Origin of the sequence: Streptomyces sp. NPDC101178, from assembly GCF_044767965.1 — a bacterium.
Classification (GTDB): domain Bacteria; phylum Actinomycetota; class Actinomycetes; order Streptomycetales; family Streptomycetaceae; genus Streptomyces.
Genome location: NZ_JBIWOZ010000001.1, coordinates 717349 through 730186, shown reverse-complemented (window position 1 = coordinate 730186; position 12838 = coordinate 717349). Strand labels below are relative to the sequence as shown.

General features: G+C 71.7%; 13 protein-coding genes and 1 tRNA gene. 3 read left to right on the top strand and 11 right to left on the bottom strand.

Going from position 1 to position 12838, the window contains the following annotated elements; all coding sequences use genetic code 11:
* Positions 1 to 6: 6 nt before the first annotated feature.
* The 8 genes from ACIRR8_RS03075 to ACIRR8_RS03040 form a co-directional block, all read right to left on the bottom strand.
* Positions 7 to 507 carry a MarR family winged helix-turn-helix transcriptional regulator gene (locus ACIRR8_RS03075; RefSeq protein WP_404058273.1) on the bottom strand — a complete coding sequence of 167 codons (501 nt, stop codon included), beginning with the start codon at positions 505 to 507 and terminating at the stop codon, positions 7 to 9.
* Complete coding sequence (locus ACIRR8_RS03070; RefSeq protein WP_404058271.1) at positions 504 to 893, bottom strand: STAS domain-containing protein; 390 nt, start codon at positions 891 to 893, stop codon at positions 504 to 506. The genes ACIRR8_RS03075 and ACIRR8_RS03070 overlap by 4 nt, the downstream gene beginning before the upstream one ends.
* Positions 890 to 1975 carry a B12-binding domain-containing protein gene (locus ACIRR8_RS03065; protein ID WP_404058269.1) on the bottom strand — a complete coding sequence of 362 codons (1086 nt, stop codon included), beginning with the start codon at positions 1973 to 1975 and terminating at the stop codon, positions 890 to 892. Before ACIRR8_RS03065 ends, ACIRR8_RS03070 begins: the two co-directional genes overlap by 4 nt.
* The gene (locus tag ACIRR8_RS03060) at positions 1972 to 3555 is read right to left on the bottom strand and encodes a PP2C family protein-serine/threonine phosphatase (protein ID WP_404058267.1); all 1584 of its coding nucleotides are present in this window, start codon (positions 3553 to 3555) and stop codon (positions 1972 to 1974) included. The genes ACIRR8_RS03065 and ACIRR8_RS03060 overlap by 4 nt, the downstream gene beginning before the upstream one ends.
* A 176-nt stretch (positions 3556 to 3731) precedes the next feature.
* The gene (locus ACIRR8_RS03055) at positions 3732 to 4112 is read right to left on the bottom strand and encodes an STAS domain-containing protein (protein WP_404058265.1); all 381 of its coding nucleotides are present in this window, start codon (positions 4110 to 4112) and stop codon (positions 3732 to 3734) included.
* A 124-nt stretch (positions 4113 to 4236) separates the two neighbouring features.
* Positions 4237 to 4309, bottom strand: a tRNA-His gene (locus tag ACIRR8_RS03050).
* 188 nt (positions 4310 to 4497) lie between these two features.
* On the bottom strand, positions 4498 to 5103 hold the full coding sequence (gene orn / locus ACIRR8_RS03045; protein WP_404058263.1) for an oligoribonuclease: 606 nt from the start codon (positions 5101 to 5103) through the stop codon (positions 4498 to 4500).
* 10 nt (positions 5104 to 5113) lie between these two features.
* Positions 5114 to 6334, bottom strand: a complete 1221-nt coding sequence (locus tag ACIRR8_RS03040; RefSeq protein WP_404058261.1) for a helix-turn-helix domain-containing protein — start codon at positions 6332 to 6334, stop codon at positions 5114 to 5116.
* A 183-nt stretch (positions 6335 to 6517) separates the two neighbouring features.
* Here ACIRR8_RS03040 and ACIRR8_RS03035 point away from each other — a divergent pair, with 183 nt between their 5' ends.
* Both ACIRR8_RS03035 and ACIRR8_RS03030 read left to right on the top strand, forming a co-directional pair.
* A complete protein-coding gene (locus tag ACIRR8_RS03035; protein ID WP_404058259.1) occupies positions 6518 to 6682 on the top strand; it encodes a hypothetical protein in 165 nt (54 codons plus the stop codon).
* A gap of 547 nt (positions 6683 to 7229) precedes the next feature.
* The gene (locus ACIRR8_RS03030; RefSeq protein WP_404058257.1) at positions 7230 to 7751 is read left to right on the top strand and encodes a universal stress protein; all 522 of its coding nucleotides are present in this window, start codon (positions 7230 to 7232) and stop codon (positions 7749 to 7751) included.
* Between the two features lie 86 nt (positions 7752 to 7837).
* Here ACIRR8_RS03030 and glmS read toward each other — a convergent pair whose 3' ends face one another.
* The 3 genes from glmS to ACIRR8_RS03015 form a co-directional block, all read right to left on the bottom strand.
* Complete coding sequence (glmS, locus tag ACIRR8_RS03025) at positions 7838 to 9667, bottom strand: glutamine--fructose-6-phosphate transaminase (isomerizing) (RefSeq protein ID WP_404058255.1); 1830 nt, start codon at positions 9665 to 9667, stop codon at positions 7838 to 7840.
* An 83-nt stretch (positions 9668 to 9750) separates the two neighbouring features.
* The gene (locus tag ACIRR8_RS03020) at positions 9751 to 10026 is read right to left on the bottom strand and encodes a hypothetical protein (RefSeq protein ID WP_003968990.1); all 276 of its coding nucleotides are present in this window, start codon (positions 10024 to 10026) and stop codon (positions 9751 to 9753) included.
* Between the two features lie 86 nt (positions 10027 to 10112).
* A complete protein-coding gene (locus ACIRR8_RS03015; RefSeq protein ID WP_404058253.1) occupies positions 10113 to 11003 on the bottom strand; it encodes a DUF4429 domain-containing protein in 891 nt (296 codons plus the stop codon).
* A gap of 133 nt (positions 11004 to 11136) precedes the next feature.
* Here ACIRR8_RS03015 and ACIRR8_RS03010 point away from each other — a divergent pair, with 133 nt between their 5' ends.
* Positions 11137 to 12783 (top strand): beta-N-acetylhexosaminidase, encoded by a 1647-nt coding sequence (locus tag ACIRR8_RS03010; RefSeq protein ID WP_404058251.1) that lies wholly within the window; start codon positions 11137 to 11139, stop codon positions 12781 to 12783.
* Positions 12784 to 12838 lie beyond the last annotated feature (55 nt).

Genomic DNA, 12838 nt, shown 5'->3' with positions numbered 1-12838 from the left:
TCCGGCTCAGGCCGCGGAGCGCCCCGGGCGGGCGCCGTCCCCCGGGTCCTGCGTCGCCGCGAGTCGCGAGGTCAGCCCCGCCAGGCCACGGGCGAGGGCTCGCCGTTCCGTCGGGCGCATGCCGGCGATGGCCTCGTGCAGCACGTCGTCGCGCCGCTCGCGGATGCGGCGCAGATGCCGCTCCCCCTCCGCGGTCAGCCGCAGCACCACCTCGCGGCCGCTGTCCGGACAGGGCATCCGTTCGATGAATCCGATGGCCTGCAACCGGTCGCACATGCGGCTGACGCTCGGCGGGGAGGCGGTCAGCAGGTGGCACACCGTACGCATGCGGATGCCGCCTTCGCGGTCCATCAGGTACATCAGGCGCAGTTGTGAGGTGGAGCCCGGCGCGGCCACCCGAGCGGTGCTGTTCCGGGCGCTCTCCCACAGGACGTCGAGGAGTTCGGTGATGCCGCCCGCGGCCTCGGCCGTACGGTGGCAGCCCTCGGTCTCCTCGCGGTCCGTCATGACGGACCGTCGGTCGGTGCCGACGGCGACCCCGCACCCCGCTCCGCACCGTCCGGCCCGGTCAGATGGTCCAGAGTGCCGGTGAGACGGAGCAGCCGTTCCAGGTGGGCGGGCCGTTCGTCCAGGTGGAGCCGTACGCGGGCGGTTCGGGCATGGCGGCGGATCATCAGCAGCGCCGACAGGCCCATGGAGTCGATGTGGCCGAGCCCGGCACAGCTCAGCCGGAGATCGGTCGCTCCGGGCCGGGCGGAGAGCCGGGCCGCCACCTCACGTACGAGGGCGTCGGCGTTCTCGTGGTCGAGGTCGCCGTGCAGCGCTATGTGCAGTCGGCTCTCGCCGACGGCCGTGGTCCCGGCCGAGGGATCGGGGTGCGGTGTCGTGGTCATACGGTGTTCCCGGCGGTGAGGGTGTGGGCTCCGCGCCGAAGCGTACGGATGGCCCGGGGGAAGTCCTTCAGTTCCCGCTCCAGCAGGGCGAGGGTCGGAGGCAGGCTCCGGGCGGGTACGCCACGGGATTCGAGGATCTGCGCGGTCCAGCCGATGAACCACGCGAAGAGCTCCTCGTCCCCGAGGTACAGCGAGGTGGCGAGGAACTCCACGATGTGGGCGATGTCCTCCGCCGTCCGCTCCCGCTGGGCCTCGTCGTAGCGCCGCATGGCGGGGTAGGCGCTCTCCAGCGCCGTGAACACGTTCCGCACCACGGATCCGCTGCTCCGGGTGACCAGGGTGTACTCCTGGTCCACCAGATGCGGCAGGTCGTCCATCTGCTGATGGTCCAGCCGCGGGCGGGGCAGTGGCCCCGCCCCGAGCAGGCCGGCCGCGGCGCGGGCGTCCGGAGCCCAGGCGTCCGCACCGAGCAGCCCGGCGTAGACGCCGCCGGGCCCGAAGGCGGCTCCGCCGACGATCACGGGGACGCCGATGGCCTGACAGGCCGTGATCGCCGCGTGCGCGGTGGGCAGCCTGGTGGCGATGGAGCTGGAGAGGGCGACCGCCTCGGCGTGGGTGCTGTGCAGGTGCGCGATGAGATGCGGGGCGGGGACCTGGGCCCCCAGGTAGTCCACCTGCCAGCCGCGCAGCTTGAGCACCTCGGCCAGCAGCCGGGCCGGCAGGGCATGCCACTCGCCGTCCACACAGGCCACCGTGACCCTGCCGCGGCTGACCCGGGTGCGGGCGATGGGATGCAGGCTGATCGCCGTGATCGCGCGTTCGTTGATCGCCGTCGCGGCGTGCTCCTCGGCCACGGTGAGCCGGTTGGCGGCCCACTCCGCGCCGACCCGGCCCTGAACCGGCGCGATCACGTCGAGCAGCACGCTCTCCGGGTCCGCGCCGCCCTCGACGGCGTCCAGCACCACGTCGGTGGCGGCGCGCTCGTCCGCCACGGAGACGGCCTTCCACAGGTCCTGCGCCAGCCTCTCCAGGGTGACGTGCTCGTCCTCGGCGCGGGCGCCGGTCTCCGGAGCGCCGCTCATCCGGTGAACCGGCCTCGGGTGTGCCCGTCCACCGCCGTCAGGTGGTGCGTCCGGGGTGCGGAGATCACGACGACGGCCATGTCGTCGTGGCGCCGGGTCCCGAGCCACTGCGTGGCGAGCATCTGCACATGCTCCACGATGCCCTCGGCGAGCATCCCGGCGCACGCGGAGAGCGCGCGGCGCAGGCGCTCCTGACCGAACTGGACGTCGCCCATCGGCCCGCCCTTCGCCTCGGTGATGCCGTCCGTGTACAGGACGCAGGACTCACCGGCGGTGAGGGTGACGGCGACGCTGCGGGACTGGATCTCCGGCAGGGCCCCCACCAAGGTGCCGCTGGTGTCGGCCTCCTCGACCGTGCCGTCCGCGCGGATGATGAGCGGGGGCGGATGCCCGGCACTGGTCAGCCTCAGGTGCACCTCGTTGGCCCGGCGTTCGGCGGAGGCCAGGACGAGGGTCGCGAACCGCGTGTGGTGCGAGTTGAGGAGCGCCGTGTTCAGGAGGCCGAGCATGCGCTGGTGGTCGTCGGCCAGCGGCAGCAGGGCGTGCAGGGTGTTGCGGATCTTGCCCGCGAGCACGGCGGCGTCCAGGCCCTTGCCGCACACATCCCCCAAGGTCACCAGGGATGCCTCTCCCGCCACCGACGCGGGATGTACGTCGTAGAAGTCACCGCCGATGCGCTGGTGGTCGGCGGAGGCCCGGTAGCCGCCGGCGAAGTCCACGCCGTCCACCTGGTGCAGGGCCGGGGGAAGGAGCTCGCGCATCAGGGTCTCGGAGATCGCGGTCTGCTCCGCGTAGAGGCGCGCTGCCGACATCGCCGCCCCGGCACGCGCGGCGAACAGCCGGGCGAAGACCTCCTCCCCCTCGTCGAAGGGGGCGCCGCCGTCCCGCCGCAGCAGGATCAGGGCCCCGGCCGGGACGCCGTGTCCGGGGAGCGGGGTGATCACGATCGAACCGACCGGCCCGAAACCCTCCGGAACGATCCACTCGGGCGCGGACGTCGGGTCGATCCAGCGGGAGGGCACCGGCGGGAAGCCGCGCAGCGCCTCGCCGAGTCCGGGCACCTCGTCGGGGTCCGCCCGCACCTGCGAGAGGACCGGGGCGCCGCCGCGCACACACGTCACCACGGGCAGATGGCGTCCGCGGGTCGGAGCGATGGCCAGCGCCGCGTCGGCGAGGCTGTCGGCCGCCAGCTGCGCGGTCACGTCCATGCACCGCGCCAGGTTGAGGGAGGAGAGCAGGGTGTTGGAGGCCTCCGTGAGGAAGGCGGTCCGCTCCCTTTCCAGGCGCAGAGCCTCCCGGGCCACGCGGTGGTCGGTGTCGTCGATCAGCCACCAGGCGACCGACCCCTCCTCGCGGATCATCGGATGGGCCTCGACGTAGTGGTCCCCGACGGCGCCGCCGAACGGTTCGCCCGCCCCCGGCACGATGCCCGGGGCGGGGAAGAGCAGCGCCCGGTGCGCCGTCGCGAGCCACTGGGGGGCGGTCTCCGCCAGGGCCGCGCCGGGTTCGGCCTCGGGCAGGAGGGACGCGGCCGCTTCGTTGCGCCGCGTGATGCTGCCGTGGGGGTCGACGACCAGCACGGGGTAGGGAGCGGGGCCCCAGAGGAGGCCGCGATCCGTGGACCCGGCATGACGTACAGGAGTGGAAACCAAAAACCTAGGACCCGCTGCGCGAATCCCTCACCTCTTCGACTCGGAGGACAGTTGCCTTCGAGCAACGATCCCTGATGTCGCCGCCGAAGACAACCGGCGACGTCTCAGCCTCTCGTCCCTCCGGCACCGTCGGCAGCCCTGAGCAGTGCCTCCGCCAGGGAATCGGCCATGGGTAGATGCGGGGAGACCCCGGTCACGTCGAACAGGAGCCGCACGGTGGGATGCAGCGGACCCGCCAGGACGAACCCCCGTCCCGCGGCCAGGTGCCGCGCCCGGCCCCGCAGCAGTGAGTCCAGGAAGGAACTGTCCGCGAAGGTGACGCCCGCGAGGTCCACGACCGTGGCCGGCAGGCACCGCTCGTCCACCTCGTCCCAGGCCGCCGCGAACAGGTCCCGCTCGTCGATGTCCAGCTCTCCGAAGGCCTCGACGACGAAGGTGCCGCCCTCCTCGCGCACTCGGACGTGCGCCTGCGATCTCCATGACATCCCGCCATGCTCCCATCCCGCCCTGCGGAAGCCATCAGGGAGTCCGCGATCCGGCCGCCCACGCCCCGCCGGGCCCCGCACACGAAGAAGGGCCCCGGTCCGAAGACCGGGGCCCTTCTGTCAGGGTGAGTAACGGGACTTGAACCCGCGACATCCTGGACCACAACCAGGTGCTCTGCCAGCTGAGCTATACCCACCATGTCGCCCGGTCGTTTCCGACCGGCCGAGAAAAAGTGTACAGGGTCCGGGAGGGTGCTCGCGCCCCCGTTTCCCGGGGCCGGTCGGCGGCCGCTCGCACGTCCCTGACCAGCGGTTTCATCCGGTGTGACGCGGCCGGCTCGCTCCAGTGGAGCGGACGGTTCGCCACGGTGCGGCGGGCGGTTCGCTACGGTGCGGCGCGGATCACGTGACGCGCCGCGATCTCCTTGGCGCGCTCCGAGTCCGGGCCGGGCTGCGGCACGAAGACGGCCTCCCGGTAGTAGCGGAGCTCCGCGATGGAGTCGCGGATGTCCGCCAGCGCCCGGTGGTTGCCGTTCTTCTCCGGGCTGTTGAAGTACGCCCGCGGGTACCAGCGGCGGGCCAGCTCCTTGACCGAGGACACGTCCACGATCCGGTAGTGGAGGTAGCCCTCCAGCTCCCGCATGTCCCGCGCCAGGAAGCCGCGGTCGGTACCGACCGAGTTTCCGCAGAGCGGGGCCTTGCCCGGCTCCTTCACATGCTCGCGGACGTACGCCAGGACCCGCTCCTCGGCGTCGGCCAGGGTGGTGCCCCCGGCCAGCTCGTCGAGGAGGCCCGAGGCGGTGTGCATCTGCCGCACCACCTCGGGCATCGTCTCCAGGGCCGCGTCCGGCGGGCGGATCACGATGTCCACCCCGTCGCCGAGCACGTTCAACTCCGAGTCGGTGACCAGCGCGGCCACCTCGATCAGTGCGTCGTCCGTCAACGAGAGCCCGGTCATCTCGCAGTCGATCCACACCATGCGGTCGTTCATGCGCCCCACCCTACGGGGCGCTCCGCTGTCCCGGCAGGGCCGGGCGCCCGGGAGCGTACGCGTCGGGGACCGGCAGCGAGTGCTCCGAGGAGCCCGCAGAGGCCGACACGGAAACCGGAGCCGAGGAGCCCATCGGGGCGCTCCTGCGGCCGGACGGCGATGCCTGGCTGGGCACGACCGTCTCCAGCACCGTCGCGGAGCTCTCCGCCACCCCCTGCGGACGACGGGCCCGGTAGGCGGCCCGGTACGCGGCGGGGGAGGAGCCGAGCTGGCGGCGGAAGTGCCCGCGCAGCGCGACCGGTGAGCGGAAGCCGCAGCGTCCGGCGACCTCGTCGACCGAGTAGTCGGAGGTCTCCAGCAGCCGCTGTGCCTGAAGCACCCGCTGGGTGATCAGCCACTGGAGCGGTGCGCTCCCCGTGAGCGAGCGGAACCTGCGGTCGAAGGTCCGCCTGCTCATGTAGGCGCGCGCCGCGAGCGTCTCCACGTCGAACTGCTCGTGCAGATGCTCCAGCGCCCAGGCCACGACCTCGGCGAGCGGGTCGGAGCCGATCTCCTCGGGCAGCGACCTGTCCAGGTAGCGCTCCTGTCCGCCACTGCGCCGCGGCGGTACGACGAGCCTGCGGGCCAGTGCGCCCGCCGCCTCTGTGCCGTGGTCGGTGCGGACTATGTGGAGGCAGAGGTCGATACCCGCCGCCGTACCGGCGGAGGTCAGCACATCGCCGTCGTCCACGAAGAGTTCGCGCGGATCGACGTGCACCGACGGATAGCGCTTGGCCAGCGTCGGCGCGTACATCCAGTGCGTGGTGGCCGGCCGGCCGTCCAGCAGGCCGGCCGCCGCGAGCACGAAGGCTCCCGTGCACAGGCCGACGATGCGGGCGCCCTCCTCATGGGCGCGCCGCAGCGCGTCCAGGGCCTCGGCGGGCGGTGGTGAGGTGATCGACCGCCAGGCGGGCACCACCACGGTGCCTGCCCTGCTGATCGCCTCCAGGCCGTACGGCGTGGTCAGTTCGAGTCCACCCGTCGTGCGCAGCGGTCCGTCCTCGCCGCCGCAGACCAGCAGGCGGTAGCGGGGAACTCCCGCGTCCTGCCGGTCGATTCCGAAAACGGAGAGCGGGATGGAGCTCTCGAAGATAGGGCCGCCGCTGAAGAGCAGCACGGCAACGACTTCCCGGCGTCGCCGCCCGGTCAGCTTGCGTGCGGCCTCCGTCGCGGTGGCGGAGTCCTGGCTCATGACGCTAAGCCCCCCTCGGTGTTCGCGTCTCCCTGGTCCTTACGGGCCTGCCGCTCCTGCACGTTTCCCCTTGGTTTCGCACGGTTCCCCAGCCCCCCGATTTTCAAGATCGAATCTACTTCGTCGCGTGGCCCCGCCGTGACACCTTGCCCCACCGGCGTTAAGTCGATAAGGAAACGTGGCGTGAAGCGTTCGATCACGAAGCGTTTCACCCGTGAAGCGCACAGGGAAGTGCCCTTCGCGAAGGTGGCCCGTCCGCGTCGGGTGAAAGCGTACCGCGCGGTCTATTCCTGCCTGGTGGGCGGTGGGTTCTCCGGCCACTCCGCGAAGGGTTCGGCCAGGATGTGAAGTTGGCTGAAAATGAACGGTTGTGTGCACGGGTTCCAGTCACGCCGGGCGCACAACTTCCGCCTGGCAGCCGCCCCGGTGCGCTCCCTCGGTCCGGTGAGACACGGCGGGTTCGGGCCACCGGTGCGGAACATGACGGTCTGACAGGGCTGGAGGGGCTCCTGGGGCGATGGCAGTCGGATTACCGACCGATGGGTCGCGGGCGATCGGAATCGGCGGTGCGGTCCGCCGGCCCACGCCGTCCGCCGCGGCCACGCCCTCATGTCCCGTACCGCCGCCCGGCGCCCCGGAAAACAGGGCGTCCACCCTCCTCCCGCCCCGCCGAGGCCCGTGTACGACACAACTGGCATTGCCATACCGGACCGCCTCGGGCATGCTCCCTCCAACGTCACGCGTGCTTTTGCGGGGGTCTGGGCAGAGGAGGAGTGGCGCCGTACCCTTGGGGGTATGGGGTTGGGAAGATGATTCCCGGACAGAGCCGCACCTTCAGCTGAGCACCTCTCGAAACCGCTCCCTCCTCACGAGGACTCTCTTCGCCGAGACACCGATGGCCGGTCACGAAATCCCTGAACCCAAAGACCGCAAGCAGGTAGCCGACCCCAGGTCGGAGCCGCGGACGGTCGAAGAAGCGCGCCCCGCGTGCGATCCCGCCTTCCGCCACGGAGTGGTGGTCGGTTTCGACGGCTCCACCTCCAGCGAGCGGGCTCTCGCCTACGCGATCGGCATGGCCGGCAGATCGGGCTCGGGCCTGATCATCGTCCACGTGGCCAACCGGCTCCCGAACACGGTCTGGGCCGGCTGCGAGCCGCCCGTCTTCGTCGACGTCCCCGACCACCGCACCGAGGTCCTCGGCCTGGAGCTGGCCTGCGCGGACTACCTCTCCGAGATCCCGTGGGTGCTGGTGGAGCGCGGCGGCGACATCTGCCACGAGCTGGAGGAGGTCGGACGCGAGTATTCCGCCGACGCCATCGTCGTCGGCTCCACGCACGGCCTCGTCGGCCGGATCTTCGGCTCGGTGGCGGGCCGCCTCGCCCGCCGCGCCCAGCGCCCGGTCGTCGTCATCCCCTGAGCGCGTACAGGAGCCCTCGTCCTGCAACGAGTTGGGCCCCGCACCGTCATCACGACGGTGCGGGGCCCAACTCGTCGTGCGGCCGACTACTCGACCGTCACCGACTTCGCCAGGTTCCGCGGCTTGTCGATGTCCCGGCCCATCGCGAGGGCCGTGTGGTACGCGAAGAGCTGGAGCGGGATGCCCATGAGGATCGGGTCCAGCTCGTTCTCGTTCTTCGGTACGACGATGGTGTGGTCGGCCTTCTCCTGGACCTGGTGCGCCACGGCGAGGATCCGGCCGCTGCGCGCCTTGATCTCCTCCATCGCGGCCCGGTTCTTCTCCAGCAGGTCGTCGTCCGGCACGATCGCCACGGTCGGCATCGCGGGCTCGATCAGCGCGAGCGGGCCGTGCTTCAGCTCGGAGGCCGGGTAGGCCTCGGCGTGGATGTACGAGACCTCCTTCAGCTTCAGCGAGGCCTCACGGGCCACCGGATAGCCGCGCACCCGGCCGATGAACATCATCGACTTGGCGTCCGCGTACTCCGCCGCCAGCCGCTTGATCTCGTCCTCGCCCGCCAGGATCTCGCTGATCTGCTCCGGGAGCTTCCGCAGCCCGTCGATGATCCGCTTGCCGTCGGCGACCGAGAGGTCACGGATGCGGCCCAGGTGCAGCGCGAGCAGCGCGAAGGCGACCACCGTGTTGGTGAAGCACTTGGTGGAGACCACGCAGACCTCCGGGCCCGCGTGGACGTACGTACCGCCGTCGGCCTCCCGCGCGATCGCGGAGCCGACCACGTTCACCACGCCGAGGACCCGCGCGCCCTTGCGCTTCAGCTCCTGGACGGCGGCGAGCACGTCGTACGTCTCGCCCGACTGGGAGACCGCCACGTACAGGGTGTCGGGGTCGACGACCGGGTTGCGGTAGCGGAACTCGGAGGCCGGTTCGGCGTCGGCGGGGATCCGCGCCAGCTCCTCGATGAGCTGCGCGCCGATCTGGCCCGCGTGGTACGAGGTACCGCAGCCGAGGATCTTGATCCGGCGCACCCCGCGCGCCTCACGCGCGTCCAGGTTGAGCCCGCCCAGGTGCACGGTGGAGAACCGGTCGTCGATCCGGCCGCGCAGCACGCGGTCCACCGCGTCGGCCTGCTCGGAGATCTCCTTGTGCATGTACGTGTCGTGGCCGCCCATGTCGTACGACTCGGCCTCCCACTCCACGGTGGTCGGCGTCGCCGTCGTGGTCGAGCCCTCCGTCGTGTACGTACGGAAGTCGTCGGCCTTCAGGGTGGCCATCTCGCCGTCGTCCAGCGTGACGACCTGGCGGGTGTGGGCGACCAGCGCGGCGACGTCCGAGGCGACGAACATCTCCTTCTCGCCGATGCCGAGGACGACCGGCGAGCCGTTGCGGGCGACCACGATGCGGTCGTTGAAGTCGGCGTGCAGGACGGCGATGCCGTACGTGCCCTCGACGTGGCGCAGCGCCTCGCGGACCTTCTCCTCCAGCGTGTCCGCCTGCGCGCGGGCGATCAGGTGGACCAGCACCTCGGTGTCGGTCTCGGAGAGGAAGACGATGCCGTCGGCGGTGAGCTTGGCGCGCAGCTCCGAGGCGTTGTCGATGATCCCGTTGTGGACGACGGCGACCTTGTTGTCCGCGTCCATGTGCGGGTGCGCGTTCTCGTCGCTCGGGGCGCCGTGGGTGGCCCAGCGGGTGTGCGCGATGCCGGTGGTGCCGGCGAACCGCTTGGGTACCTTGGCCTCCAGCTCGCGGACCCGGCCCTTGGCCTTGACCATCTTCAGCGCGCCCGGCTTGCCCGCCGCCGCCTTGCCGGTGATGACGATGCCCGCGGAGTCGTAACCCCGGTACTCCAGCCGCTGCAGGCCTTCCAGCAGCAGCGGTGCCACATCACGCTTCCCGATGTATCCGACGATCCCGCACATGGATTTTCTGCCCCTCCATCGACGTACACGTACTTGTCTGTGTCTGCCTGCGTGCCGCGCCCTCGCACGGGCGTCCGGCTCGCTCAGCCGTAGACGATGCGACGCAGCTGGCGGAGCGAGAGCTCCGGCGGCGCCACGGCGCGGTGCGGCAGCTCGGCCGCGATCCGCTCGAAGATCTCCGTGTTGACCAGGCCGCCGGACTGCAGTTCGCGGTGGCGGCGCCGGACGAAGTCGTCGGTGCTCTCGTCGAAGTACGCCAGCACGTCGAGGATCACCCGGGCCGCTTCGCCGCGCTGGAGCGCGGTGGAGCGGACGAGGTGGTCGATGAGGTCGTCGTGCGACGAGCGGCGTTCAAGCACCCGTCGATATTGCTTGCCGAACCGCTCCTACGCAAGAAATCTGCCCGATATCGGGCAGAGCGCCCCGGGGAAGGTGCTCGAAACGGTCACATCCGGCTCAGGATCGCCTGCTTCGCCGTACTGAACTCCTCATCCGTGAGGACCCCGGCCCGGTGCAGCTCGCCCAGCTCCCGCAGCCGCCGCAGCAGCACGTCGTGATCGTCGGCGGCCGGTACGGCGGCGGGCGCGGGCTCGGGCGCCTTGGTGAGGGCCGGGGCCTCCACGGGCGCGTCCAGTGCCGTACGGGCCTGGGGCAGCCGGGCCAGGACCGCCGCCGCGACCACGACCGCCGTGTACTCCTTCTTGGACAGCCCCCACAGCTCCAGGGAGTACGGGTCGTACTTCGGCGGGGCCGAGACCGGCCCGTCCAGCGGCTCGAACCGCAGATAGCCGTTCTCCAGGCCGATCGACGGCAGCCAGCGCACGCCCGCGATCCGCGCCAGCGGGAAGGTCGCCGGGCCGCTCGCGGTCTTGGACTCCTCGGCCTTCCAGTTCCAGGTGAGCCGCACGGTCTCGCCGTCGAAGGACGCCGTGCCGTCACCGCCTCCGCCGGAGACCGGCAGCGAGGGCCCCGGCAGCAGGAAGCGGTCCACCGGGCCCTCGGGCACCTGCTCGATCAGCAGCGCGTTGCGGACCTCGTCGACGAAGTACTCCGCCACGCCCGTGCGGTCCTTCTCCACGGCCAGGACGTACGGGTCGGCGCCGTCCTTGAGGCGGCCGTCGGCGGCCCGCAGCACCGGGCACGCGCCGCCGCGCAGCCGGAGCCGCAGCCGGCCGCCCTTGCGGTCCGGCTCGAACGAGACACCCGCCAAGGCCTGTACGGGAACGGCCAGTTCACCCAGAGCCAGCCGGACCGGATGCGCCTTGCCGCCCGGCACGATGCGTACCGTCTCCCCGTCGAACGTCCACGTTCCGTCGCGCTGGATGATTTCTGCCATACCCGCGATTCTGCCAGCCGGGCGTACGGGAGCGGGCCCGGTCCTTGACCCCTCCACCGCTCCGCGATACGCATGGCCGGCGCGTTCGGCTACCCGGAGATCCACAGGTAGCACCCGTCGAAGGGACAGGCTTGTGCGACAGCGACGTCCGATCGGGAAAGCCCGGCGTACGACCCCGAAGGCCCGGCCCGGAACCCTCCCCAGGCTCCTCTCCACCCTCCTGCTCGTCGTGGCGGCCGCCTTCTCCGCCACCGCCGCGACCTCCTCGGCCGTGGCCGCCTCCGCACCCCGCCCGCTCGGGCAGCTCGTGCCGGTCCCCGCGACGGTGGTGCCGGGCGGCTCCCCGTACGCCATCACCGCCACGACCCCGATCAGGGTCTCCGGCCACTCCGGCGAGGTCCGGCGGATCGGCACCTACCTGGCGGAGCTGCTGCGCCCGGCCACCGGCTACGCGCTGCCCGTCACCGACCGGCCGGGCCCCGGTGGCATCCGGCTGGAGCTGGGCTCGCGGGAGCGTGGCCTCGGCGAGGAGGGGTACCGGCTGCGCTCCACACCCGCCGCGCTCACCATCACCGCCCGCGCCCCGGCCGGGCTCTTCCACGGCGTCCAGACGCTGCGCCAGCTCCTCCCGGACCGGGTGGAGGCCGACAGCCGGCAGAAGGGGCCGTGGAAGGTCGCGGGCGGCACCATCACGGACGCGCCGCGCTACGGCTACCGGGGTGCCATGCTCGACGTCTCGCGCCACTTCTTCTCCGTCGCCGAGGTGAAGCGCTACATCGACCAGCTGGCCTTCTACAAGGTCAACAAGCTGCACCTCCACCTCTCCGACGACCAGGGCTGGCGGATCGCCATCGACTCCTGGCCCCGGCTCGCCCCGTACGGCGGCTCCACCGAGGTCGGCGGCGGGCCCGGCGGGTACTACACGAAGGCGCAGTACCGCGAGATCGTCCGGTACGCCGCCTCCCGCCATCTGGAGGTCGTCCCGGAGATCGACCTGCCCGGCCACACCAGCGCCGCCCTCGCCTCCTACGCCGAGCTGAACTGCGACGGCGTCGCCCCGCTGCTCTACACCGGGACCACGGTCGGCTTCAGCTCGCTCTGCGTCTCCAAGCCGGTGACGTACGACTTCGTGGACGACGTCCTGCGTGAACTCGCCGCCCTCACTCCGGGTCCGTACCTCCACATCGGAGGCGACGAGGCACACGCCACCAGCCAGGAGGACTACGCCACCTTCATGGCGAGGGCGCAGGCGGTCGTCGGGAAGTACGGCAAGACGGTGATGGGCTGGCACCAGCTGACCGGCGCGGTGCCGGTGAAGGGCGCGGTGGCGCAGTACTGGGGCCACGACCGGACGGGCGCCGCCGAGCGCAAGCGGGTGGCCGACGCGGCGAGGAGCGGCACCAGGCTGGTGCTCTCACCGGCCGACCGGGTGTACCTGGACATGAAGTACACCAAGGACACACCGCTCGGCCTGAGTTGGGCCGGACCGGTCGAGGTGCGGCGATCCTACGACTGGGACCCGGCGACCTACCTGGAAGGCGCCCCGCAGGAGGCCGTCCTCGGGATCGAGGCGCCGCTGTGGACCGAGACGCTGACGGACAGCGCGGAGATCGAGGCGATGGCCTTCCCGCGGCTGCTGGGCGCCGCCGAGATCGGCTGGTCGCCGGCCGCGGCCCGCGACTGGGACACGTACCGGGTGCGCCTCGCCGCTCAGGGGCCGCGGCTGACCGCGCTCGGTATCGGCTTCCACCGCTCGCCGCAGGTGGACTGGGACCGGTGAGGACGGAGGTGAGCGCCCGGGGGACCGTCCCCGGGCGCTCACCGGCTCATGCGGA

Coding starts and splice junctions, on each gene's coding strand:
- ACIRR8_RS03075 (WP_404058273.1), bottom strand. CDS start 507: ATGACGGACCGCGAGGAGACCGAGGGCTGCCACCGTACGGCCGAGGCC.
- ACIRR8_RS03070 (WP_404058271.1), bottom strand. CDS start 893: ATGACCACGACACCGCACCCCGATCCCTCGGCCGGGACCACGGCCGTC.
- ACIRR8_RS03065 (WP_404058269.1), bottom strand. CDS start 1,975: ATGAGCGGCGCTCCGGAGACCGGCGCCCGCGCCGAGGACGAGCACGTC.
- ACIRR8_RS03055 (WP_404058265.1), bottom strand. CDS start 4,112: ATGTCATGGAGATCGCAGGCGCACGTCCGAGTGCGCGAGGAGGGCGGC.
- orn (WP_404058263.1), bottom strand. CDS start 5,103: ATGAACGACCGCATGGTGTGGATCGACTGCGAGATGACCGGGCTCTCG.
- ACIRR8_RS03040 (WP_404058261.1), bottom strand. CDS start 6,334: ATGAGCCAGGACTCCGCCACCGCGACGGAGGCCGCACGCAAGCTGACC.
- ACIRR8_RS03030 (WP_404058257.1), top strand. CDS start 7,230: ATGGCCGGTCACGAAATCCCTGAACCCAAAGACCGCAAGCAGGTAGCC.
- glmS (WP_404058255.1), bottom strand. CDS start 9,667: ATGTGCGGGATCGTCGGATACATCGGGAAGCGTGATGTGGCACCGCTG.
- ACIRR8_RS03015 (WP_404058253.1), bottom strand. CDS start 11,003: ATGGCAGAAATCATCCAGCGCGACGGAACGTGGACGTTCGACGGGGAG.